The sequence below is a fragment of the Ensifer adhaerens genome (assembly GCF_020035535.1).
Lineage (GTDB): Bacteria > Pseudomonadota > Alphaproteobacteria > Rhizobiales > Rhizobiaceae > Ensifer.
Window position 1 is genome coordinate 2,341,629 of record NZ_CP083349.1, and the last position, 24,184, is coordinate 2,365,812.

Below are 24,184 nucleotides of genomic sequence, written 5' to 3' on the forward strand. Positions count from 1 at the left end.
GGCGCGCCGATCTGTTACGATCCGAGCGTCGGTTATTGCACCCGGACGTCCGGCAACACATCGAAATCGAGCTTCTGGCTGGGGGCACGCCCGGTGCTGCCACCCTGGGCGTCGTCCGCCCCGCTCGGCGGCAGGACCGGCTGCTGTTCCTGACCGGCACCGCGCACGCTTGCCGGCCCCTGCTGTGCCCGGCGCGCAGCCTCGGCCTGCCGTTCGGCTTCGGCCTTGCGCTCGGCCTCGGCGCGCGCTTCCAGTTCGGCCTTGACCCGAGCCGCTTCCGCAGCCCCCGCGACGCGCCGGCGTTCTTCGGCAACGGCACGCCGCCGTTCGATCTCCCGCGCTTCTGCCTTCGCCTTGTAAAGCGCCACTTCGCGGCGCAGCCGCTGCTTCTCCAATACGTTTGCCTGCAGGATCTCGACCCGCCGACGCTCGCGCTCAAAAGCGCGCAGCGACAGGAAATTGGCGAGATCAGCAACGTCGAGGCTGACGCCCGGCGCCTCCAGCAGGCCGGCATAGCCAATCCGCACACGCGGTTCGGTACCGGAAAGCGCTTCCTCTCCGGGGCGGAAGGTCAGGTCGATGCCGCCATCGATCCGGCCGGCCGCAAGATCGAGGGCGGCAGCGCCCATCAAGGCGGCATTGCCGTCGCCAGCGGTCACGTTCTGCGCCCGCAGCACGCCGCCGGCAACACTGAACGGAGCCTTGACGACGCCGACAACCGATTGACCCGAGAAAACCGCCGCCTCCGCCACGCTGCGGATGCTATCGGCCGAGATCTGCGTCTTCTGGCCATCGGCCGCAGCAATCAGTTGGGGCAGAGCCGCACTGTTGATGCCGTTCAGGGTCATGCCGTTGAAGGTCGCGGTGCCGGAACCGCTTGCCGAATGAGCCATCGCCTCCGGTGTCGCGCCGGATGCTTCGAGCGCGACGGAGAGATCGAAAGTTCCGGTCGCCACCGGTGCGCCGGCATGGGTCCAGCCCGCCTGGGTCAGATCGCCACCCTTGACGTCCAGGCGCGAGCGCAGGAAGCCGGAGCCGTTGGCGTTCCCGACCTGCACTCGGCCCGCAAGCTTGCCGCCCAGCCAATCGCCGGTGGCGTCCGTCAGGGAAAGCTCGTCACCCTTCCATTCCATCTTGCTGGCAAAGCTCGTAACCGCGCCATAGACGCCCGGCCAGAACTTTCCGGCCTGCACGTCGAGCGCGACGTTGAGGCCCGTCCAGGCCGGCTGCGCCAGAGCGCTTTTCGAAAACGCGCCGTTCGCATCCTCGACCGGACCCAAGATCGCCTCGCCCAGCCAGGCAAGATCGAGCGTATCGACGGTGAGCTGGCCGCTGGCGGCACCGGGCGCCTTGCGGTCGACCGTCAGTGTGCCGGTAAAGCTGTTGTTGTCCGCCTTGCCCTCGACCGTTGTCAGGGCGATCGCCTCCGGGCTTGCGGCAACATCGGCCGAAATCGTCAGCGGCAGGCCGCTCCCCATCTGCGGCAGTGCCACCCCCTGCAGGAGCAGATAGGGTTCCAGATCCTGGGTCTGGAGCGTGACCTTTGCCTGCCCTTCGAGGAAGTGATCGCGCGAAAGATCGACATTGCCCTTGGCGGCGAGCGACGACTTCTCGGTCGTGAACGTCACCGTACCGTTCGCCTTCGAACCCTCGGTGCTCTGCAGCTTGACCGAGAGAATACCGTTGGCATCCGCATCAAAAGGCAAGGGATCGAAACCGGTCTGCCCAAGCAGAAGGCGGGTTTCGGGGTTTTCGAGCGTCGCTTCGAGAAGTATGGCCTTGCCGGTCATCGCCTGCACCATGTCCGGCGCCTGATAGCTGGCGGCGATCTTGGTGCCGTTCGCCGTACCGAAAATGCCGAAAGTCGCCGGCGCATTGCCTTCCTTGTTGCCGGCCGTCAGCGTCACGTCAAAAGCCGTGTCGCTGTAGTAAGGACCAGCCTTGATCAGCTGCCGAAGGGCGGGATGGTTGACCGCGTGCCGTCCGATCATTTCCAGGAACGGCGTCAGGTTCTTGGCGGCAAGTTTCATCTTGGCCGAGACGACGGGCTTTTCCAGATCGCCGCTTGCCCGGCCGGAAAAGGCGAGCTGGGCGCCGGCAAGCGAGCCGATCGCCACACGCTCGGCCTGAAGCTGGCCGTTCTTCAGCGTCAACACCGCCTGCACGTCCTGCGCCTCTTCGCCGAAGGCGGAGAACTCGTCGGCCGAAAGGTCGGCGGCGATGGCGTGCTGCAGCAGCGTGTCGGTGGAAGCGTCGCCCGCCACCAGTCCGGTCAGCGCCTGAAGCGCCTCGAAATCGATGCGGTTGCCCTTGAGCTGCAGCGAGAGGTTCGGCTGCTGCTCGGCAAAGGACTGCCGCTCCAGCCGGCCCTTGAGGCTCGCCTCGCCCGCCGCCAGTTCGAGGTTCTCGAACTGTTGCAGCGTATCGGTCAGGTTCACCGTGGCAGAAAAGCCGGCAGTCTTCAGTTTGCGGATCGCCGGGTCGACCGAGCCCGCCAGCCAGTTCGCCAGGCCCGACGGCTGGTTGGAGGCGAGCAGCAGGTCGCCGCGGAAACTCCGCTGCCCCTTGAGGTTCAGCCGCCCCTTGGCTTCGAGCTGGGTGCGCCCCGGCAGCAGCGCCACGACATTGTCGATCACCCAGCCGGCGCCGTCGGGCTGCACGTCGATACGCACGTCACGCACCGTCGTATCGCCGACGACGATCGCCGGCAGCTTCAGGCTCGCCCGGCCCGGCACCTGCGGAATGGGAATGTCGGCGGCAATGGCAAGCATCGCCTCCAGCCGCTGGCGCATGGAAATCGCCGGGTCGCGGCCGGTCTTGGTGTTGCGGTTGGGGCCGATGCGGCTGACGTCGATCTGCTGGCCGTCGGCGATCAGCAGGAATTTCTGGTCCTTGCCGGTATCGAGCGTCGCCTCGCCGGTCACCACATAGGGGTCTTCCGACGAGCCGACCTCGAAACGATAGTCCGGAACGCGGATGCTTTCGTTGGTTAGCTGGAAATCACCATTGATGCGCAACGGCGCCCGCGTGTCATCCTTCTCCTCGCCCTGCCGGTTTTCGGTCAGGGTGAAGCGACCGCTATAGACCGGCTTGAAGTCGACGATCTTCAATGCACCATCGGTTTCGACGCCGAAGGGGCGCTTGTCGGGCGTTACCCGTGCCTTGAGGCTCAGCGCACCCGCTGCGTCCACCTCGTTGCTGGTGAAGGAGAAGCTGCCGGCTTCGCCGTCGAGCGCCGCGCGCCCCTCCACTTTCCAAGGGCCGGCAAGCGTCCGGGCCGAAACGTCGGCAGCAAGCCCGCTTACGCGGCGGGTGCGGCCGGTCTGCTCGTCGATGAATTCGATCTGGCCATTGGTGATCTCGACGTTTTCAAGCACGACGGTCTTGGCCGGGATCGAGGTGCGGCGACCGCGCGCCCAGTCGAGCGTACCGTCCGGCAGCAGTCGTACCTTGGCCTTGGGCCGGTCGAGCCGCATGTCGAAGATCAGCGCTTCGCCACTGAGGAACGGCGCCAGTTCCGCGCTCATCGAAAACTGCGCCACCTGGATCAGCGGCTCGCCGTCTTCGCTGCCGACGCGCACGTCATTGAGCGTCACGGTCGGGAACGGGATCAGCCGCGCATCGACGCTGCCATGAACGACGACCGGCTTGCCCATGATGCGGCTGGCTTCGCGTTCGAATTCCTTGCGAAAATCGGTCCAGTCAATGAACCACGGGGCGATCAGCGCCGCAAAAAGCGCAACGACCACAAGTCCACCGACAGCAAGCAAAATTCGCGAAAGCACCGTGCCTACATTCCATCCAGTTCATCGGCGCATATGTGCGCCGCATGTCAGTTTGCGCGCCAGAGATTGGCGCCTGCAACGTCGCGCCCCATCAGGCGCGCAAAGGTCGCTGCAGCATTTTGAAGTCCCGCATGTTTCGTCCTCAAATCGGAAACGATCCAAGGAGACATACAGTGGCGCTCTCATTTGACGCATAATTCGTTCGGGGTCGATTCCGACTTCGGAACTATGCAGTACCACACTTTGGCGCCGGCGCATTGCCCGAAAAATTGGGCCAAATGCTGACGCCCCCACACGGGGTTCCGCCTCAGGCGAAGATCTTGCCCGGGTTGAAGATATTGTCCGGATCGAGCGAGCGTTTGACCTGCCGCATCAGGTCCAGCGCATCGCCAAGCTCTGCGTCGAGAAACGGCATCTTTCCCTGACCGATGCCGTGCTCGCCGGTACAGGTCCCGTCCATTTCGAGCGCCCGGGCATTCAGCCGCTCGACGAAAGCCTCCGCGCGCGCCACGTCGGCCGCGTCCTTGTCGTCAAACAGCAGGCCGACATGGAAGTTCCCGTCGCCCGCATGGCCGACGATCGGCGCGGTCAGACCATGGGCGGCGCTGTCCTCCTGGGTCGCCACCACGCATTCCGCCAGCCGTGAGATCGGCACGCAGACGTCCGTCGACAGGATCGCCGCACCCGGGATCAGGCTTTTCTGCGCCCAATAGGCATTGTGCCGCGCCTTCCAGAGCCGCGCCCGCTCCTCCGGATTGGTCGTCCAGAGGAAATCGCTGGCGCCGAACTCCGATGCGATTTCGCCAAACTGGCGCGCCTGCAGTTCGACGCTCTCGGGACTGCCGTGAAACTCGACGAAGAGCGTCGGCGTCTCCTGATAGGAAAGGCCGGAATAGCCATTGCAGGCCTTCATCTGCAGGGCATCGAGAAGCTCGATGCGCGCCACCGGAATGCCGGACTGGATAGTGAGGATCACCGCGTTGCAGGCGTCTTCGATCGTCGGGAACGGGCAGACGCCGCCGGAAATCACCTCCGGGATGCCCTGCAGCCTGAGCGTGACCGAAGTGATGATGCCGAGCGTGCCTTCGGCGCCGACGAAAAGCCGCGTCAGGTCGTAGCCGGCGGATGACTTGCGCGCCCGATGGGCGGTGCGGATCTCGCGCCCGTCTGATGTCACCACCGTCAGCGCCAGCACATTGTCCTTCATCGTACCGTAGCGTACCGCATTGGTGCCCGAAGCCCGCGTCGAAGCCATGCCGCCGATCGAGGCATTGGCGCCGGGGTCGATCGGGAAGAACAGGCCCGTGTCGCGCAGATAGGTATTGAGTTCCTCACGGGTGATGCCGGGTTCCACCCGGCAGTCGAGATCCTCAGCGTTGACCTCCAGCACCTTGTTCATGCGGGCGAGATCCACCGAGATGCCGCCATTGGGCGCATTGATATGCCCCTCGAGCGAGGAGCCGGTGCCGAAGGGGATCAGCGGCACCTTGTGCCGGGCGGCGATCCGGACGATCTCGCGCACGTCTTCGGCGCTTTCGGCAAATACCACCGCATCGGGAAGCTGCGCCGGGATATATGTGGTGGTGTGGGCATGTTGGGCGCGGATCGCCTCGCCTGTCTGGAGCCGGTCGCCGAAGCGGGCGGCCAGTTCCTGCTTCGCCGCCGTGATGCCGGCCTCGTTTCTCTCGCCAGCTCTGATCGCCTTCAATGCCACGGAAAACGCCCTTCCTGTTGCATGCGCCTCCCTGCCGAAGCGATGCTTCGGAAGCGCAGTCATTTCAAGGCGCTACTGTGCAAATCGGAATCACTTTGTCCAGACGCTCGCGCTCTTGGTCGCGAGCCTAGCGCAGGAAAACGCCTGACGTGAGACCGGAGTGTCACAAGACTGTACGACAGCGTGGAAAACAACGGACTATTCAGCGCGGCAACCGTCTCAGCGCCGGCACGCAAAGAAGATAGAGCCCGATGCCGGCAATCCACACCCAGCCGTCCCAGGAAGCGAGCGTCAGCGAATAGAGGCCGATGAAGAGAAGCGGCCCGACGATCGACGCGAGGCTGGTGAGGCTTGCCAACGCCCCCTGCAACCTGCCCTGCCCTTCCTCGTCGACGGCGCGAGACAGGAGCGCCTGCAAGGCCGGCGAACCGATGCCGCCGGCGGCAAGCAGCAGCATGATCGGCAGCACCATCCAGCTTGCGCTGGCGAGCGCCAGCAGCCCGTAACCGAGACTGTCGAGCACGATGCCGAGCTCAACTGCACGTCGCTCGCCGAGCCGCGCCGCCGCCGGCCCGGCGATCACGCCTTGCGCCACGGCATGCAGCAGGCCGAAGGCGGCTAGCGACACGCCCGTCATGCGTGCGTCCCAGCCGAAACGGTGCTCGCCGAAAATGACCCACAACACGGCCGGGACCTGGCCGACCAGCTGCATGACGAAGAATACGGTTACGAGCCGCAGGAGGAGCGGACCGTGCAGGGTCTGTCGCAGCCCTGCCAAGGGATTGAGCCCGCCTGCGGGCGCATTCGCCGGGCCATCTTTGCGGCTCTCCGCCAGGAAGAACAAGGCGAAGAGAAAGCCGAAGCCGTTCATGACAGCCGCAGCGGCGAAGGGCGCGTGCAAGCCGATGGAGCCGAGCAGACCGCCCGCGACCGGCCCGGCGATCATGCCGACACCGAAACAGGCCCCGAGCGTGCCGAAGTGCCGCGCCCGTGCCTCACCTTCCGTCGTATCGGCAATGGCCGCACCGGCAACGGCGCCCGTCGCTCCCGTGATGCCGGCGATCATGCGCCCCAGATAGAGCACCGTGAGCGTCGGCGCCGTTGCCATGATCGCATAGTCGATTGCCGCACCGGCGAGCGAGACGAGCAGAACGGGCCGCCGACCATATCGGTCGGAGAGGAAGCCGAGCACCGGCGCGAAGGCAAATTGCATCACGGCATAGAGCGAGACCAGGACGCCGTAGTGCCCGGCGACCTGATCGGCATGGGTGAGGTTGCGCAGGAGGCCCGGCAGCACCGGCATGACGAGGCCTATGCCGAATGCATCGAGCGCCACCGCCGCAAAAAGCACCCACAGCGCCTTGCACCCTGCCCTTGTGCCGTCGCCTGCACAGGGGGCTGCCTCATCCGTCTTTTCAAGGGCCATCACCGATTCCTTATCATTGATAAATTAATGCACAGGAAACTTATCAATGATAAATTGTCAAGCGACGGATGGAGACAACGATGACGAAGCTGCAACGGGATACGGTGGTGCGCGCCGCGCTGACACTGCTGAACGAAGTGGGGCTGGACGGCCTGACGACCCGCCGGCTTGCCGAGCGGCTGGGCGTGCAGCAACCGGCGCTCTATTGGCACTTCAAGAACAAGCAGGCGCTGATTGGGGCGCTGGCCGAGGGGATGATGGCCGAGAACCATGATCGCTCCGTGCCAGAGCCGGACGAGGACTGGCGCGCATTCCTCACGTGCAACGCCCGCAGCTTCCGAAGAAGCCTGCTTGCCTATCGCGACGGGGCGCGCATTCATGCCGGCACCCGGCCGAGCGCACAGCAGATGGCATCCGTCGAAGCGCAGATCCGCCTGCTGCATGCGCAAGGCTTCACCCCGGCCGAAGCCGCTTCCGCCCTGCTCGTGATCAGCCACTATGTCGTCGGCTCGGTCCTGGAACAGCAGGCCGCATTGGAAGCAACCGAAGGAAGGACCGACGGCGAAACGGCATCTGACGAGACGGCGCCGCTTCTGGCCGCCGCGATGCGGGAACTCGACGAGAGCGGCCCCGACGCCAGCTTCGAATACGGCCTCACCACGATCGTCGAAGGCCTGGCACAACGGCGCAAACGCTAGGCGATCCACCCGGCGAGAAAGCGATTCTGTTTCAAGGCGCTGCCACCGAAACCGGAATCAGTTCCGGAGGATCCGCGCCCACCTATGAGGGCAAAACGGAAGAAACCACCTGCTCAATTGCGGGCGTTGGATTATCATGTCGGGGTGAAGGAGAGAGGCAATGTTGGGTCTCACCGCTTTGCTCACCGCGTCGATCTTTTTCGGCGCCGCCGTCTACATCAATCTGGTCGAGCAGCCCGCAAGGCTCCATCTCGACGATCGCGCGGCCCTCGCGCAATGGGTACCTTCCTACCGCCGCGCCTTCGAGATGCAGGCGACACTCGCCCTGATCTCGGGCCTGCTCGGCGCTGCTGCCTGGGGAAGGACCGGCCACGTGCTCTGGGGCATGGGAGCAGCGATCATCATCCTGAACTGGCCCTATACGCTGCTCTTCGTCATGCCGGTCAATCGCAAGCTGGAGACAACGCGGCCAGATGAGGCCGGGGAAGAAAGCCGCACCCTGCTCAAGCGCTGGGGCAGGCTCCATGCCGGGCGAACCGCGCTCGGCGGGCTGGCGGCAACGATCTTTCTCATTGCCGCCTGGCTCGAAATATAGCGTCGAAGAGACCGGCTAGTGCGTCTCCAGCGCCGCTGCCGCTTCCATTTCCTCGTGCAGCTTGCGCTCTTCGTCCGCATGCGGCTTGGTAAAGCGCGCAATCACCAGGTAGGCGACCGGCGTCAGGTAGAGCGTGACGATCACCGCCAGCCCCAGGCCGCCGACAAGCACCCAGCCGAGTGCGATGCGCGCTTCCGCGCCAGCACCACTTGCCAGCACCAGCGGCACCGCCCCGACGATGGTGGCGATCATCGTCATCATGACCGGACGCAGCCGGATGTTGGCGGCATTCTCGATCGCCGAACGCACGTCCTGGCCGCGGTCGCGCAGCTGGTTGGCGAATTCCACGATCAGAATGCCGTTCTTCGCCATGATGCCGACGAGCATGACCAGGCCGATCTGGCTGTAGATGTTCAGCGTATTGCCGGTCATGATCATCGCGAACACCGCGCAGGCAAGCCCCAGCGGCACCGTCGACATGATGATGAGCCCGCTGACGAAGCTTTCGAACTGCGCCGCCAGCACCAGGAAGATGATGACGATCGCAAAGCCGAAGGTCACGAACAGGCCATTGGCGTTTTCGTTGAGCGTTGCGGCTTCGGCGAGCGGCATGATGCGTGAGCCCGCCGGCAGCAGCGGCTCGGCCATCTGCTCGACCATGGTCAGCGCCTCGCCGAGCGCGAGGTCGGACTTGAGCCCGGCCGAGAGCGACACGGCGCGAAGCTGCGATTCGCGCGAGAGCTGCGGCGCCACCGCCTTCTCCTCGACGCTGGCGATCGTTGACATCGGCACGATCTTGCCGTCGCCGGCCTTCAGGAAAATGTTCTGGAGGTCGGTCGGGTCGTTGACCGGGTTGGTCGAAGACAGGAGCTTCACCGGATAGGATTCGCCGTCGACATAGACGTCGACGACGCTGTTGCCGTCGAGCATGGCCTGCAGTGCCCAGGCAAGGCCGCCGATGTCGATACCCATATCGGACGCACGTTCGCGGTCGATGGTGATCGAAAGCTGCGCCTGGTTGGCTTCATAGTTGAGGCGGACGTTTTCGAAGCGACCGGAATCTTCCATCTGGCGCACGAGCTTCGCCGCCGCATCGCCGAGCTTGTTGTAGTCGTTGCCGACGAGCGCCACCTGCAGGCCGCTGCCGGCGCCGCGAATGCCCAAACTGTTCGGCTGCATGGCGAAGACGCGGACCGAGGGGATGCGCGCCGTCACCTTGTTGATCTCGGCAACGATCTCCTGCTGCGTGCGGTCACGCTTTTCCCAGGAGGCGAGCGTCAGCACCATGAAGCCGCTGTTGACCGAACCGCCCTGGCCGGAGATCGAGAAGATGTTGTCGATCTCGCCGGATTGGACCAGCGGCTGCAGCCCGTCTTCGATGCGGCGCATCTGCGATTGGGCGTATTCGAGCGAGACGCCCTGCGGCGCATTGATGCGCATCATCACCTGCGACCGGTCTTCGCTCGGCGTCAGCTCCGATTTCAGGGTCAGGAAGCCGGCGGCGCCCATGGCCGTGAAGAAGCCGGCAACGACGAAGACGATCAGCGGCGAATTCAGGCAGGCCCGCAGCGTCACCCGGTAGAAGCCGGCGGCGCGGGCGCCGAACCGGGCCATCGGCCCCGGCACTGTGTGCTTCTCCTTCGTCAGCATGCGCGAGGCCAACATCGGGCAGAGCGTCAGCGACACGAAGGAGGAAAGCAGGATCGAAAAGGCGAGAACGAAGCCAAACTCGCGGAAGAGACCGCCCGTCTGCCCCGGCAGGAACGACAGCGGCACGAAGACGGCGGCAAGCGTCGCCGTCGTCGCCAGCACCGCGAAGAACACTTCAAGCGTGCCGTGCACCGCGGCTGCCCGCGGCCCCAGGCCCTCGGCCCGTCGCCGCACGATGTTTTCGAGCACCACGATCGCGTCGTCGACGACGAGACCGGTCGCAAGCACGATCGCAAGCAGCGTCAGGATGTTGATCGAGAAACCGGCGAGATAGATCGCCGCCACCGTTCCGATCAGCGCGATCGGCATGGTGATCGTCGGGATCAGCGTCGCCCGCCAGTCGAGCAGGAACATGTAGATGACGAGCGTCACGATGAAGACGGCGACGAGAAGCGCGATCTCCACCTCATGGATGGCGCCGTTGATGAAGACGGCATCGTCGCTGGTGATCCGAAGCTGCGTCCCCTCGGGCAGGATCTGCGTCTGGATGGTGTCGACGACCTTGCGCACGCCCTCGGAAATATCGACCGTGTTCGATTGCGCCTGGCGGATGATGCCGAGGCCGATGCCCTGGCGACCGTTGGAGCGCAACGCCGTCGTGCCCGTATCCGGGCCGAGCGTCACGGTGGCGACGTCACGCAGGCGCACATTGTTGACGAGGATCAGGTTTTCGAACTGTTCCGGCGTCTGCAGATCGGCCGTGGCGCGCACCGAGATATCCTGGCTGGCGCTGGTCAGCTTGCCGGCCGGAACGTCGTAGGAGGCGTTGGCGAGCGCGGTCCTGAGATTGGCGACCGTCACCCCGCGCCCGGCGAGCTTCGCCTGGTCGAGATCGATGCGGAAGATCTTCTCCTGGTCGCCATAGACGGCGACGTCGGCCACGCCTTCGACGGCGGCCAGCCGGTCGCTGATCTCGTTTTCGACGAGCAGCGTCATGTCTTCCATCGACATCGTGTCGGAGGTCAGCGCCAGGCGCATGATCGGCTGGCTATCGGCATCGGCCTTCACGATGCTCGGCTCGTCGACATTGTCGGGCAGCTGGTTGCGCACCCGGCCGAGCGCGTCGCGAATGTCGTTGGAGGCCTGGCCGATATCGGTGGTGTCGGAAAACTGCAGCGTCACACGGCTGCGGCCGAAGGAGGACGTCGAGGAGATGTCGCGGATGCCCTGAACGCGCGAGACGGCACCCTCGACCACCGAGGTTACCTCGCGGTCCATCGTCTCGGGTGCTGCGCCATCGAGCGTCGTCGTCACCGAAATGACCGGCTGGTCGACCTGCGGCAACTCGCGAATCTCGATTCCGTTCCAGGCCGCAAGGCCGGCCACGACGATCAGCGTGTTGACGACGAGCGCGAAGATCGGCCGGCGGATGAAGAGTGCGGTAAAGCCGGTCTTGCCGCGCTCGCGGGCGGATGGCTTGCTGTGCCCCTCGCCCCCGCTCACTTGGTTTCCTCCGCAACCTTCTGCGCTGCATCCTGCTTGCGCTCGCGGCCGGCAATGCGGACTTCGCCGCCGTCACGCAGGCGCTGCACGCCCTCGGTCACGATCTCATCGCCTTCCGAAAGGGCCGCATCCACCAGCACCTTGTCCGGGTTGCGCTGGATGATCTTCACCGGCACCTTCTCGCTCTTGTCGCCCGTCACGCGCCAGATATAGGAGCCTTCCGAGCTCCACTGGATCGCCAGCGGATCGACCGTCGGATAGGTGTCGCCGTCAAAGGCCACGGTGACGGAGAAGGACATGCCTGCCCTCAACCTGTCCTCGGGGTTCTCCAGTCGCGCGCGCACACGCAGCGTCCGGCTTGCCTGGTCGAGCCGGTTGTCGATCGCGTGGATTACGCCATCGAGCTGGTTGCCCGGCTGGGCGATCGCAAAGGCGGTAACCGGCTGGCCGACGACGATCTTGTTGGCGAACCGCTCCGGCACCCAGAAGTCGACGAGGATTTCCGAACGGTCGTCGACGACGGCAATCGGCGTCGTGGTGGTGACATAGTCGCCGACATTGACGGTGATGATACCGACCACACCCTTCGAAGGCGCTACGATGTCGCGGCGCTTGAGATCGAGTTCGGCGGTCTTCAGCGCCAGTTCGGCGGTCTGCATCGCGATTTCTGCGTCGCGCACGTCCACGGCCGTCACCGCGCGGGCGGTGCTGAGATTACGGTAACGCTCCACCTTTTCACGGGCGCTGTCGCGGTTCAGCCGCGCCTGGTCGGCGGCGATCTTCTGGTCGTCGCTGTCGAGCCGGGCGATCACCTGGCTCTCGGCCACCTTCTCGCCGGAGCTCACGAGGATTTCGGTGAGGTTTCCGGTCGCCGTCGGCGTCACGGTGACGGAATGGATCGCCTCGCCGTTGCCGATGGCATTCAGCCGGTCGTTGACGACGGAGGTTGCCGAGGGACGAACCATCACCAGAATTGCCGCATTGCCGCCCTGACCGCGGCCGTTGCCGCGCTCGCCACCCTGGCCACCGCCGGTCGTGGGCTTCGACAAGGCATCGATCAGCGGGTGAGAAACGCCGATGGCGGCGAGCGTTTCACCTGCGCCGGGCACGAACCGCACCCAGACGGTTGCGCCCACGAGAAGCACAGCGGCGCTCACCGCAAGCTGTTTCCAAACCCGCATTCAAGTCTCCAAATTAAGCAAAAAACACGCCCCAGCGCGGCACGTCCGGCGGTTCGTTCCGATTGCGCGGAGTATCCCTGTTCGCGCGCGTCGGGGCAATGACGGAATGCCATCATTACGCAATTGTAATAAAAGCGAATTTGTTGGCGGCATGATGACGCGCGGAGCAATTGTGCCGCAGCTTTCGGCGTGAATCTCACTTTGCTGCGCAAGCCGGCATTTACAGCGGCTTCGGCCGCGCTATCCTGCAACCGCTGGCCGCTTTTGCCGAGCGGTTTCGCCGTCTGGTTTTTCAGTTTCTTGAAGGGGAGCAAGAACGATGTGCGATGCCTGTGTGATGGAAACGGTGAAGGAGCGCATGCTCTCGCGCCGCAGCTTCTTCAAAGCCGCTGCAATTGGAACCGCCGGCCTCGCCGTGGCGAGCACCGGCGCAGCACCTCCCGCGCTCGCCCAGGGACATGGCAGCGTCACGGACCTGACCCACGAACTGCATGAGGATTTCCCGACCTTCTTCGGCCAGCAGCAGTTCTTCCGCGAGGAGAAGTTCAACTACGCCAAGGACAAGTTCAACATGTTCGAGCTCAGGGTGAACGAACACACCGGCACCCATGTCGACGCGCCCCTGCACTTTTCCGCCGATGGCCTTTCCGTTGCCGAACTGCCGGTCGACAAGCTCGTCGTGCCGCTCGTGATCGTCGACATCCGCGCGAAGGCTGCAGCAGATGCGGACGCTCAGGTGACGCCGGACGATCTCAAGGCCTGGGTCGCCGCCAATGGCGAGATCCCGGAAAATGCCTGCGTCGCCATGCTTTCGGGCTGGAGCGCGCATATGGGCACCGACAAGTTCCGCAATGCCGATGGCGGCGGCAAGCTGCATTTCCCGGGCTTCCACGTGGAAGCGGCGAAGTATCTCATCGAAGAGAGCAAGGCGGCCGGCATCGCCGTCGATACGCTGTCGCTCGATCACGGCCCTTCGCCCGATTTCGCCACCCACTATGCATGGCTGCCCGAAGGGCGCTGGGGGCTTGAGGCTGCCGCCAACCTCGACAAGCTGCCGGCCAAGGGCGCGACGCTCATTCTCGGCGCGCCGAAGCATCGCGGCGGCACCGGCGGCCCGGCGCGCGTCTTCGCGCTGGCCTAGGTCACGGACCTATAGAGCACACCCAGGTTTTGGCTGAAGCGAGTTTGACGGGAGCAAGGTCGTTTTCGCTTCCATGGCAACCACATGTTGCCGATCGTCGACCAGTTCCGCACCGGCTGCGTCACCATGAATCACGGTGCGCCAGCACGACGCCGATCGCGGAAAGGTCAACGGCTACGCCTGACGCGCCAAGGCACCCTACCCTCCAACGACTTCACTGATCTGAACGATGGGCGTGATGTCCGTATAGTTGGCGACATCCGCGGAGATCTCGGCGCGGTGCGGACCTAACGCCTCCTGGAATGTCTCGAGGCTCGGCGAGTAGACGTGGCACGCCGCGACAAACTGTGGCGCGCTTCCAGGCTCGCGACCGGCAACGCCCCTGTCGATCTCGTAGCGCAGGCAGGCATCGCCGAGCCGCTCCTCGAGCAAGGGCATGTGGGTGGTGCGGTAGTAGTCGTGGTCGAACTTCGAGCCGCCATCGGCCGGATAGTAGACGCTCATCTTGATCATGATCGGGCTCCTGCCTGAACGCCGCTTCGAGCGTCCGAAGCTACTTCTAGGTTACCGACCTATGGAGCACAACCAGGTTTTGGCTGAAACACGTTTGACGAGCGCAAGGTCGTTTTCGCTGTGCTTTTCGAAGCGGGTGACGACGGCACCGCAGACTTTCAGATCACGCAATCGGCCGTGGCCGCTGCAGGCACGGCTTCGGGTACGTTCCCGCCGGGTAGTTCCACACCGCTCAGCCGCGCCTCGACCGCAACCATTCGCATGGCCGACACGCCTTACGGGGCCTGCAACCCCAAGACCGTCACTGACGCCAGCGGCCAGACACGCGTGGTTGCCGCACGGCCGACGGGCTTCTGCGGACGCAGGGTCTTCATCGTCACGCAGAACGGCAACGCCTATCAGGGTTCGAGCAAAGGCGTGCTGTTTACATCAGGACCATTCGGCGCGAACAACCAACCCTGCAACGAAATCCCCAATTGAACGCATCGACGACGGCTGCCCCAAACGCAACGCTGGCAATCGCTGCGACCTTGGCTATCGTCATCGCATCAAGCGACCGGCCCGCCCGCGTGCGCCACCAGGCGACAACAGTGAAGGACACCCATGAGCACCGTTACCCCGCCCCAAAACCCGGAAGCCGACCCGCGCGTCAAAGCCGTGTTCGACGACATCCGCGCCACGCGCAAATCCGATTTCATCAACAACATGTGGCTGTGGCTCGCCTTCGATCCGGAGCTGCTGGAGCAGACCTGGCGCGACGTCAAGGCTGTGATGGCAACACCTTCGGCCCTCGATCCGCTGGTGAAGGAGATGCTCTACATTGCCGTCTCCGTCACCAATGGCTGCGGCTACTGCGCCCATTCCCACACGGCGGCCGCGAAGGCCAAGGGCATGAGCGATGCCCAGCACGCGGATCTGCTTCGGGTGATCTCGCTTGCCGCCCGCACCAACCAGCTTGCGACCGCTCTGCAGGTGCCGGTCGATGCCGTCTTCGACAAAACCACAGAATAAATCGGGCGACCAAGAATAAGCGGTTTCGAAATCGCCTGTCTTTCCACAGGCTTGGTGCGCCGGGCGCAGAAAACGGAATAAAAGAAGAACATCCTTTCTGGCCTTTCCCCACCGAATCACTACATTGAGCCGCATGATGAGTGGTTTCGACGATATTCCTTTCTTCGACGAGGAGCCGGCGCCGCGCAAGCAGTCGCCAGCCCCTGGAGGTATTCCAGCCGCCGGAGGTATCGCTGCGCGCGCCATGGCGGCGCGTGATCGCGCCCAGCCGCGCCCGGATTATCTCTCCGGCCTCAACCCGGAACAGTCCGAAGCGGTCGAAACGCTCGATGGGCCGGTTCTCGTGCTTGCCGGCGCCGGCACAGGCAAGACCCGGGTGCTGACGACCCGCATCGCCCATATCCTTTCCACCGGCCGCGCCTTCCCCTCGCAGATCCTGGCGGTGACCTTCACCAACAAGGCGGCGCGCGAGATGAAGGAGCGCATCGGCGTGCTCGTCGGCCATGCGGTCGAAGGCATGCCCTGGCTCGGCACCTTCCACTCGATCGGCGTCAAGCTGCTGCGTCGCCACGCCGAGCTCGTCGGCCTGCGTTCCGATTTCACCATTCTCGACACCGATGACGTGATCAGGCTGATCAAGCAGCTGATCCAGGCCGAAGGCATCGACGACAAGCGCTGGCCCGCCAAGCAGTTCGCCGGCATGATCGACGGGTGGAAGAACAAGGGCCTCGATCCCGCGCAGATCCCCGAGGGCGACGCCCGCGCCTTTGCCAATGGCAAGGGCCGCGAACTCTACGCCGCCTACCAGAACCGGCTATTGACCCTGAACGCCTGCGACTTCGGCGATCTTCTCCTGCACCCGATCCGCATTTTCCGCATGCATGCGGACGTGCTGAAGGACTATCACGACAAGTTCCGCTACATTCTCGTCGACGAGTACCAGGACACCAACACGGCCCAGTATATGTGGCTGCGGCTCTTGGCCCAGCGGCCGAAGGGCGTGCCGCAGAACGTCTGCTGCGTCGGCGACGACGACCAGTCGATCTACGGCTGGCGCGGCGCGGAAGTGGATAACATCCTGCGCTTCGAGAAGGACTTCCCGGGCGCCAAGGTGATCAAGCTCGAGCGCAACTACCGCTCGACCGAACATATCCTCGGCGCTGCCGGTCATCTGATTGCCCACAACGAAGGCCGCCTCGGCAAGACGCTCTTTACCGACCGTACCGATCCGGACGATGAAAAGGTGCAGGTGCACGCCGCCTGGGATTCCGAAGAGGAAGCCCGCGCCGTCGGCGAGGAGATCGAGCAGCTCCAGCGCCAGAAGCACAATCTGAACGACATGGCGATTCTGGTGCGCGCCTCGTTCCAGATGCGCGAGTTCGAAGACCGGTTCGTCACCCTCGGCCTCAACTACCGCGTCATCGGCGGCCCGCGCTTCTACGAGCGCCTCGAAATCCGCGACGCCATGGCCTATTTCCGCCTGGTCTGCCAGCCGGCCGACGACCTCGCCTTCGAGCGCATCGTCAACACGCCGAAACGCGGCCTTGGCGACACCACCGTGCGCACGCTGCACGACTATGCCCGCGCCCGTGATGTGCCGATGCTCGCGGCTGCCTCCGAGATCATCGAGACCGACGAGCTGAAGCCGAAGGCGCGGAAAGCCCTGTTCGATGTCGTCACCGATTTCCGCCGCTGGCAGAGCCTGCTTGAGACGACGGTCCATACCGAACTCGCCGAGCAGATCCTCGACGAGAGCGGCTACACCGCCATGTGGCAGAACGACAAATCGGCAGAAGCTCCCGGACGGTTGGAAAACCTGAAGGAACTCATCCGCTCGATGGAAGCGTTTGAGTCACTGCGCGGCTTCCTCGAACACGTCGCTCTGGTCATGGATGCCGAGCAGAACGAGAACCTCGATGCCGTCTCGATCATGACGCTGCACTCGGCCAAGGGCCTGGAGTTCGACACCGTCTTCCTGCCCGGCTGGGAGGAAGGCCTGTTTCCGCATCAGCGCGCGCTCGATGAGGGTGGTCGCTCCGGCCTCGAGGAAGAACGGCGCCTCGCCTATGTCGGCATCACCCGCGCCAAGCACCGCTGCCACATCTGGTTCGTCTCCAACCGCCGAATCCACGGCCTCTGGCAGTCGACCATGCCGTCGCGCTTCCTCGACGAACTGCCGCTCGCCCATGTGGACGTGGCCGAAAACGAACAGTCCTATGGCGGCTATGGCCGCGGCGGTTACGGCCAGTCACGCTTCGACAAGGCCGATCCCTTCCAGAACAACTATTCGACACCCGGCTGGAAGCGTGCCCAGCAGCACCGCTCCGATGCCACCCGCGACAACTGGGGCACGCGCTCCGGCCATGCGGTCGAACGCATCGGCTACGGCGAAAGCGGCCCGCGCGGCCGCACCATCGACGGCGAGCTGGTGGCGAAATCGACGGCCACCGAACCCTCGCGCTTCTCGGTCGGCGACCGCGTCTTCCACATGAAGTTCGGCAACGGCAACATCGCCGCCATCGAAGGCAACAAGCTCACCATCGACTTCGACCGGGCAGGACAAAAGCGAGTGCTGGATGGTTTCGTAGAGAAGGTGTGAGCAGGTCAAACCCTCCTCACTTGCACCCTCTAGAGACTGCGCAACCATCGATCTCATGGCGCTGAGCGGCGAAGTGCAATAATATTGCAGGCGCAATTCTCGCGTTTGAACGACACCTTGTACCGATCTCCCTCGACGAGAAGTGGATGGAGACATGTCCTGGACGAGCGCTGTTCGCGGCCTGCTGGAGCTGGGCGCGGCAAATGTCGCCGAGGGTGACCGCGAAGGCATCCTCGTCGCGAATGTCGCGGCTTGCGTGATCGTCGTCACCACGACCGGCTTTGCGCTCATCTACGCGCTCTACGGCGAACCAAGCCTGGTGCCGCTCGTCTACGCCAATCTCGCCCTGGCGGTCGCGGCCGCGCTGACGCCACTTTTCCATCGGTTCGGGCGCGTCGCGTCAGGGCTTTGGGAATTCGGGATCTGCGTCGTGATCCTGGTGTGGATCGCTTCCTATGTCGGCAGAGATTCCGGCGTGCTGCTGACCCTGCTCGGCGTGACGCCGGTCGCCTTCGCGATCCTCGGGTTTCAGAACATCGCCCTGGTGGCGGTCCTGAGCGCCGTGACGACGATCACGGTCATCGCCGCATCCATCGCGTTTCCCGAGGCGCAATCGGGCGTCTATGACGACAACCGCTTCCTGCAGCTTCTCCATTCGTCGTCGATCGTCACCCTCACGCTCATGTGCTTCGCCACGATCTACTATGCCTTTCACCTCGCACGAGAAGCGCAAGGCCGGCTCGCCCGCCTGATGGCGTCGATCATGCCGGATGAAATCGTCGGTCGGCTGCTGAGAAACGAGCGGGAGACGATCATCGATGAATTCGAGCATGCGACCGTGGTCTTGACCGACATCGTCGAGTTCGTGGCCCTGTCGAACAGCCTGGGACCGGAAAGAACCGTCAGCCTGCTCAACGAACTCTTCAGCGCGTTCGATCGCCTGGCGGCAACAGTCGGCGTCGAGAAGATCAAGACCATCGGAGACGCCTATCTGGCCGTGGCCGGCGTGCCCACCAGGCACCCCGCGCCCGAGGAGGCGGCAGCGGCGTTCGGCTTCGGCGCGATCGGAGCGGCCCGCGAGGTCGGCGAACGCTATGGCGTCACGCTTAAGCTGCGCGCCGGCATGGCATCGGGATCAGTCACGGCCGGCGTGCTTGGGCGAACGAAATACGCCTATGACGTCTGGGGTGCGCCGGTGAACCTTGCAGCGCGCCTGGAGGCGATCGGCAAGCCCGGCTGCATAACCACGACCGCGGAGATCAGGCAGCGGCTAAACGGCCGCTTCGAGTTTTCCAGCTCCGGCCATGAGGACATCAAGGGTTTCGGTCCGACCGAAATCTGGGACATGCAGTTGCCGAGCCGCGATGGAAGCGTGGCTGGCAGCCGGGCGGAGGCGGAAACCTGAAGTACGGCTCGCCGGGCCAGCCACACCTCAAACCATCTTGCGGTACACCAAGAACCCGGACTTCTCCGCCACCTTGTCATAGAGCGCCATCGCCGTCACATTGGTCTCGTGCGTCTGCCAATAGACGCGCGGCGAACCGGCTGCCCGCGCCGCGTCGTAGACCCCCTCGATCAGCGCCCGCCCGACACCCTTGCCGCGCGCCTCTGCATTCGTGAAGAGGTCCTGCAAATAGCAGTTCGGCTGGATCGCCGTCGTGTTGCGGTGAAAGAGGTAGTGGGTGAGCCCGATCAATCGCCCCTCGCTCTCGGCCACTAGCGCATGAACATGCTCATAGGCATCAAAGAAGCGCGACCAGGTCATGGCAGTGATCGCGGGGTCGAGCGCAGTTTCGCCGGAACGGCCGTAGAAGGCGTTATAGCCGTCCCAGAGCGGCAGCCACTGTTCGTAGTCTGTCCGGGCTATCGGGCGGATGCAGAGATTGTCGGTCATTTCTAATCCTGTGGTAGATGGGATGGAGGGGCACTGAGCACATGACGCCGTGTCATCGGCGCGGTAGTCGCTGATCTAATCGCCGGAACATAGGTCATGAACGCACCGCCGATGAAAGTGATCTCTTCGTCGCGTGCTCGCGGCGAACTGAGACTTCTGGAGGATGGAGCAGCACGGGCGCCTGGTCATCGCCCCTTGGCCATCGCCGCCGTGATTGCCTGAACGTCGGTCATGATCGCGTCCCCCATGAAGACGATGTTTTCCATCGAACGTTCGCCGGCTTCGTGATGGCCGGCCCCGCAGGCATCCCGCACGACGATCGGCACGAGGCCGAGATCGGTCGCGTGGCGCACGGTCGGGTCGATGCCGATCTCGGTGGCAATGCCGCAGATCGCAAAGGAAGTGAGCCCGAGATCGCGCAGGATCATGGCGAGGGGCGTGCCTTCAAAGGCTGAGAAAGTGATCTTGTCGAGGATAGCCTCGTCCGCGCGAGGCTGCAGCTCCGGCACCAGCTCGAACCCCGGTGTGCCGCGCAGGAACCACGGATGCACGGCATCCGGATCATCCGTCCGCTGCCAGGCCATCGCCTGGCGCATCTGGAAGGCACCCATCAGCGGCTTCGGCATCGACAGATGCCGCAGGAAGATCACCGGAAACCCGCCTGCCCGCGCCGCCTCAAGAACCTTCAGCACCTTTTCGGTAATCTCGGCGCCATTCTTCATCTGTCCGGTGATGCCAACCTGCATGTCGTAGACGACGAGCGCCATGCGCTCCGGACGGCAGAAATCCTCAAGCGTCTTTCCAATTTCCAGCTTCGCGGTCATAGCCTCTCCTCGGGGTCGCCTCCTCCGGCGCCCACTCCGCCAACATCTCGCGCCGGGAATGTGGCGCGCGTGCCCCGCAGTTGCAATACGGCAGAACGCGCTTCATGCAACTATATGGATGGGTGACTGCAAATGCAGCAACCGACGCGCCGGCCTGTTCCAAGAGCCATTCAAGCCTCATCCTCCCGCCGCGCCTTCTTCATCAAGGCGATCACTTCCTCGTCGCTCGTTTGCTCGAAGTCGCGGTAGTGCAGGCCGACGGCGCGGAAAGCGGCGGGGGTGGCGAGGCAGATGATGCGATCGACGGAGCTGCGCAACTCGTTGAGCTCACTTTTCGGCGCGACCGGAACCGCCAGCAGCAGGCGGCGTGGCTGTGCCCGGCGCAAGGCCTTGATCGCCGCGCGCACAGTGCCGCCGGTGGCAATGCCGTCATCGACGAGGATCACGTCGCGGTCCCTCGGCGAGAGCGGTTGGCGATCTCCGAAATAAAGCGCGCGGCGGCGCAGGATTTCGGCGTGCTGGCGCCCGGTCTCCGCCTCCACATAGCCTTTTGCGGGGCGCACGAGCAGGATGGCCTGGCGGTTGAGAACAAGCTCGGGCTCCTCGCCGTCGACCAGAGCACCAAGTCCGAATTCCGCATGCCCGGGCGCGCCGATCTTGCGCACGATCAGGATATCGAGTGGCGCACCGATGCGAACGGCAATCTCATAGGCGACCGGCACGCCGCCCCTTGGCAGCGCCACCACCAGCGGGTTGGTCAGCGTCTCCCCCGCGATCGTCTCGGCGAGCTGCCGTCCGGCGTCCGTCCTGTCTTCGAAGAGCCATGTTCCCGTAAACACCTCACCTCTCCCAGATTGCGCCCGTCGCCGCGGGTCGGATCCCATTCAACGCACGAGGAGGCACTTGGTCCCGCAGAAACGGAACAAGAAGACCCGGTCGGGTTCCGCGACGTTTGGCCTTGCATTCAAGGCTCTGTTTCCCGCGCCCCTGCCCGGCCCAAGGACATCTGAGGAGCTGGCATGAAGCCACGCATGAAAGCGGGGGCGATCCACCATCCGTCAGTTGCCCGGGTGCCCTTGTGAACAACCGTGCCAATCCCGACCAATCGGTAAAATTGCAACGGATTTCGCCGGGTTTCGTTAAGGCGCCCTCGCTACCAATTGGCCTCGCATATCTGGCTGAGACGCAAGCCGCCTTTGTTGATTTTAGCACGACAGGCCGTTTCGAAATGAGCTTTCTCCCTGCCATATCGATCATCGCTCTTCTGGCGATGCTCCCGGTCCTTGTTTCGCTGCGGGCCTCGATGATCGAGGGCGGCACGGACTTCGCCACGGCTTGCGCATTTGCAAGCGCGGCGACCCTGTTCATGTTGCTCTCCGAGTTTCCGACGCTGCAGCCGCTGTCGCTGATCGGCCTCGTGTTTCTGGCCGGCGCCTGCCTGCTCGTGCTCTGCGGTTTTCACCATGCGCTCGGCGTGCAAAAACGCACCTCGACAGCCCTCGTCGCAGCAGGGTCCCTGGCAGTCGTCGCGCTGCTGATCGCGGCATTCGGCGCACGGAGCACCACCTTGCATGCGCTCTCCGTCATCGGCATCGTCGCCGCCTTCGTGCTGATCATCGCCGTCTGTTCGCAGCACCGGCGCCAGGCGCCCGGCCCGGTGGAGCGGCTCTGCGTCATCGCTTGCGCGGCAACCGGCTGTTCGACGCTGCTTGCGGTCACCGTGCTTTCGCCAGCCGCCCATGTGGCCGCATCGGTTCCACCTCAACCCGTCAGCTGGGACTTCGCGTGCGCCGTGATGCGCTCCTTTTACCTGCCGGCGCTCTTCCTTGGCGTGATCCTGATGATCCAGAACCGGGTGATCGCCGACCTCAAGACGGCGATCGCGCGCGACGAGTTGACGGGTGCCCTGTCGCGGCGTGCCCTGCTCGATCTTGGCCAGCGGGCGCTTGCCACCAGTCTCGCACGGCAACAGCCGGTGTCCTTCCTGCTGCTCGATCTCGATTACTTCAAGCAGATCAACGATCGTTATGGCCATGCGGTCGGCGACGCCGCGCTAGGCCACTTTGCCGGCACCGTGGCTGCCTGCCTCACCGGCCGCGGCACTCTGGGGCGCATCGGCGGCGAAGAGTTCGGAATCGTCCTGCCCAATCACACGGAAGATAAGGCCTTCACGCTCGCCGAAGAGATCGGCCGCGTGGTGCGCGACACGCCGATCGGCCGCTTCGATCGACCGATCCGGCTGACGGTGAGCATCGGCCTTGCCGAGGCCGTGCCGGGCGACACGATCAGCGACATCATGATCCGCGCCGACATGGCGCTCTACGACGCCAAGGCCGACGGGCGCGATCGCTGCACGATTGCCGGCCGCTTCCAGCCCGGCGCCAGTGCGCGGGCGCTCGCTGGTGCAGCCGCGCAGTTGCGCGCGGCCGACAGCCGCAGCTTCGAACCGAGGCTGCTGCGCGATACCGGCTGACCCCTGTGGCCCGAACCCTGCTGCCCACCCCCTGCGGCTTGTAATGCCGCGTCCTAAACCTATGTGAGCTTGGCCCAGTGCATGTCTCCCCGAACCGCAACCGGTTCACCGACACACGCGGCCATTCGAAACGCCAGGGCGACCTCTCACGTGTCTGAGAGACGCGCGTCGCTGCAGGAGGACAATCATGTTGCGTGCTGTTCGCGCTCTCTTCGTTGCCGGTCTCGCCGCCTTTGCGGCGACCTCCCTGCCCGCGCGCGCCGAAACGGTCGGCGAGGTCGGTGTCGACTGGCTTGGAAACGATATCATGGTCGATGCCGTCACTGACCCTAAGGTCAAGGGCGTCACCTGCCACGTCACCTATTTCGACCGCAGCGTCATCGACAGGCTGAAGAACGGCAACTGGTTCGAGGACCCGTCGAACAACTCGATCGCCTGCCGGCAGACCGGTCCGATCGAAATCGGCGACATCGATCTCTCCAAGGAAGGCGAGGAAGTGTTTCGCGCCGGGCTTTCGCTCGTCTGGAAGAACCTGCTGGTCACAAGGATTTACGATCGCAAGAACGATACGTTGATCTATCTCGCGCATTCACGTGAATTGACCGACGGCTCGGCCAAGATGTCGATCACCACCATTCCGCTCTACGGACAGACGGTCACCTGGCAGAACGGAAAGCCGCAGTAGGAGCGGCCCTGCCGCCTGTATCGGGCCTGCAAGGCAATCCGTCATGGAGGTGTGAAGCGCCCACCCCTTCACGGACGCTTCCGGAACCTCGCCAGAGCGGAACGAGGCGAAGTGTGTGGGAGCACCTCGTCCCGGATCTGCGTGCTCAATAGGACGTCGGCGGGACTATGCCCTGATAGTAATCGCCATCGCCGCCCTGATAACCGCCGAACGGCTGACGTTCACGATAGATCGGGGTCGGCGTAGAGGTTCTGCTGATGCTGCCCGTCGCCATCGTATCGACCGGCGCAGCGTAGCGCTTCGTCATCGGCGTGGTCTTGTGCATGTTCTGCGTTCCGGGAGGATTGTTGACGTCGATGCCCGGATAATAGCTATCGGCCAAAGCCGGCCCGGCTACCAACATCGTTACGGAGAGCGCGGCTAAAAGTTTCCTGACAGAGATTGTCATGAGTTCAACTCCTGTTTGGGGACAGGCACCCGGCCTCCATTCGG

General features: G+C 64.2%; 20 protein-coding genes. 9 read left to right on the forward strand and 11 right to left on the reverse strand.

Annotated features, from left to right (window positions below; genetic code table 11):
* Positions 1 to 32: 32 nt before the first annotated feature.
* The 3 genes from LAC81_RS11595 to tet all read right to left on the reverse strand — a co-directional run bounded on the left by LAC81_RS11595 (position 33) and on the right by tet (position 6,925).
* Positions 33 to 3,749: an AsmA-like C-terminal region-containing protein gene (locus LAC81_RS11595; protein WP_419195824.1), complete on the reverse strand. Its 3,717-nt coding sequence runs from the start codon at positions 3,747 to 3,749 to the stop codon at positions 33 to 35.
* 343 nt (positions 3,750 to 4,092) lie between these two features.
* Positions 4,093 to 5,499 carry an FAD-binding oxidoreductase gene (locus tag LAC81_RS11600; RefSeq protein ID WP_223724909.1) on the reverse strand — a complete coding sequence of 469 codons (1,407 nt, stop codon included), beginning with the start codon at positions 5,497 to 5,499 and terminating at the stop codon, positions 4,093 to 4,095.
* Positions 5,500 to 5,701: 202 nt separating this feature from the next.
* Positions 5,702 to 6,925 (reverse strand): Tet(A)/Tet(B)/Tet(C) family tetracycline efflux MFS transporter, encoded by a 1,224-nt coding sequence (gene tet / locus LAC81_RS11605; RefSeq protein WP_223724910.1) that lies wholly within the window; start codon positions 6,923 to 6,925, stop codon positions 5,702 to 5,704.
* 80 nt (positions 6,926 to 7,005) lie between these two features.
* Between tet and tetR the strand changes: the two genes are divergently transcribed.
* Complete coding sequence (gene tetR, locus LAC81_RS11610; RefSeq protein WP_223724911.1) at positions 7,006 to 7,623, forward strand: tetracycline resistance transcriptional repressor TetR; 618 nt, start codon at positions 7,006 to 7,008, stop codon at positions 7,621 to 7,623.
* 160 nt (positions 7,624 to 7,783) lie between these two features.
* Positions 7,784 to 8,218 (forward strand): DUF1772 domain-containing protein, encoded by a 435-nt coding sequence (locus LAC81_RS11615; RefSeq protein WP_223724912.1) that lies wholly within the window; start codon positions 7,784 to 7,786, stop codon positions 8,216 to 8,218.
* 15 nt (positions 8,219 to 8,233) lie between these two features.
* Here LAC81_RS11615 and LAC81_RS11620 read toward each other — a convergent pair whose 3' ends face one another.
* From LAC81_RS11620 to LAC81_RS11630, 3 genes are read right to left on the reverse strand one after another with little or no spacing between them, the layout of a single operon-like run.
* On the reverse strand, positions 8,234 to 11,371 hold the full coding sequence (locus tag LAC81_RS11620; RefSeq protein WP_223724913.1) for an efflux RND transporter permease subunit: 3,138 nt from the start codon (positions 11,369 to 11,371) through the stop codon (positions 8,234 to 8,236).
* Entirely contained in the window at positions 11,368 to 12,552 is a 1,185-nt protein-coding gene (locus LAC81_RS11625; protein WP_223724914.1) for an efflux RND transporter periplasmic adaptor subunit, read from the reverse strand. The genes LAC81_RS11620 and LAC81_RS11625 overlap by 4 nt, the downstream gene beginning before the upstream one ends.
* Positions 12,525 to 12,866, reverse strand: a complete 342-nt coding sequence (locus LAC81_RS11630) for a hypothetical protein (RefSeq protein ID WP_223724915.1) — start codon at positions 12,864 to 12,866, stop codon at positions 12,525 to 12,527. The genes LAC81_RS11625 and LAC81_RS11630 overlap by 28 nt, the downstream gene beginning before the upstream one ends.
* A gap of 5 nt (positions 12,867 to 12,871) precedes the next feature.
* Here LAC81_RS11630 and LAC81_RS11635 point away from each other — a divergent pair, with 5 nt between their 5' ends.
* Positions 12,872 to 13,693 carry a cyclase family protein gene (locus LAC81_RS11635; protein WP_223724916.1) on the forward strand — a complete coding sequence of 274 codons (822 nt, stop codon included), beginning with the start codon at positions 12,872 to 12,874 and terminating at the stop codon, positions 13,691 to 13,693.
* A gap of 198 nt (positions 13,694 to 13,891) precedes the next feature.
* Here LAC81_RS11635 and LAC81_RS11640 read toward each other — a convergent pair whose 3' ends face one another.
* Positions 13,892 to 14,206 carry an EthD family reductase gene (locus LAC81_RS11640; RefSeq protein WP_113540684.1) on the reverse strand — a complete coding sequence of 105 codons (315 nt, stop codon included), beginning with the start codon at positions 14,204 to 14,206 and terminating at the stop codon, positions 13,892 to 13,894.
* A gap of 120 nt (positions 14,207 to 14,326) precedes the next feature.
* Between LAC81_RS11640 and LAC81_RS11645 the strand changes: the two genes are divergently transcribed.
* From LAC81_RS11645 to LAC81_RS11660, 4 genes are all read left to right on the forward strand, one after another.
* Complete coding sequence (locus LAC81_RS11645) at positions 14,327 to 14,686, forward strand: hypothetical protein (RefSeq protein ID WP_223724917.1); 360 nt, start codon at positions 14,327 to 14,329, stop codon at positions 14,684 to 14,686.
* A 123-nt stretch (positions 14,687 to 14,809) separates the two neighbouring features.
* On the forward strand, positions 14,810 to 15,217 hold the full coding sequence (locus LAC81_RS11650) for a carboxymuconolactone decarboxylase family protein (protein WP_223724918.1): 408 nt from the start codon (positions 14,810 to 14,812) through the stop codon (positions 15,215 to 15,217).
* Positions 15,218 to 15,350: 133 nt separating this feature from the next.
* A complete protein-coding gene (locus LAC81_RS11655; RefSeq protein WP_223727812.1) occupies positions 15,351 to 17,816 on the forward strand; it encodes an ATP-dependent helicase in 2,466 nt (821 codons plus the stop codon).
* Between the two features lie 154 nt (positions 17,817 to 17,970).
* Complete coding sequence (locus LAC81_RS11660; protein ID WP_223724919.1) at positions 17,971 to 19,221, forward strand: adenylate/guanylate cyclase domain-containing protein; 1,251 nt, start codon at positions 17,971 to 17,973, stop codon at positions 19,219 to 19,221.
* 27 nt (positions 19,222 to 19,248) lie between these two features.
* On the opposite strand, the gene LAC81_RS11665 is transcribed toward LAC81_RS11660, so the two are convergent.
* The 3 genes from LAC81_RS11665 to LAC81_RS11675 form a co-directional block, all read right to left on the reverse strand.
* Positions 19,249 to 19,710, reverse strand: coding sequence for a GNAT family N-acetyltransferase (locus tag LAC81_RS11665; RefSeq protein ID WP_223724920.1), 462 nt, complete (start codon positions 19,708 to 19,710; stop codon positions 19,249 to 19,251).
* Positions 19,711 to 19,895: 185 nt separating this feature from the next.
* Positions 19,896 to 20,534, reverse strand: a complete 639-nt coding sequence (locus LAC81_RS11670) for a cysteine hydrolase family protein (RefSeq protein WP_223724921.1) — start codon at positions 20,532 to 20,534, stop codon at positions 19,896 to 19,898.
* Between the two features lie 170 nt (positions 20,535 to 20,704).
* Complete coding sequence (locus LAC81_RS11675; protein WP_223724922.1) at positions 20,705 to 21,373, reverse strand: phosphoribosyltransferase; 669 nt, start codon at positions 21,371 to 21,373, stop codon at positions 20,705 to 20,707.
* 389 nt (positions 21,374 to 21,762) lie between these two features.
* On the opposite strand from LAC81_RS11675, the gene LAC81_RS11680 reads away from it, so the two are divergent.
* On the forward strand, positions 21,763 to 23,007 hold the full coding sequence (locus LAC81_RS11680; RefSeq protein WP_223724923.1) for a sensor domain-containing diguanylate cyclase: 1,245 nt from the start codon (positions 21,763 to 21,765) through the stop codon (positions 23,005 to 23,007).
* 187 nt (positions 23,008 to 23,194) lie between these two features.
* Positions 23,195 to 23,692 carry a CreA family protein gene (locus LAC81_RS11685; protein WP_223724924.1) on the forward strand — a complete coding sequence of 166 codons (498 nt, stop codon included), beginning with the start codon at positions 23,195 to 23,197 and terminating at the stop codon, positions 23,690 to 23,692.
* A 145-nt stretch (positions 23,693 to 23,837) separates the two neighbouring features.
* On the opposite strand, the gene LAC81_RS11690 is transcribed toward LAC81_RS11685, so the two are convergent.
* Positions 23,838 to 24,140: a hypothetical protein gene (locus LAC81_RS11690; RefSeq protein WP_223724925.1), complete on the reverse strand. Its 303-nt coding sequence runs from the start codon at positions 24,138 to 24,140 to the stop codon at positions 23,838 to 23,840.
* Positions 24,141 to 24,184: the final 44 nt, after the last annotated feature.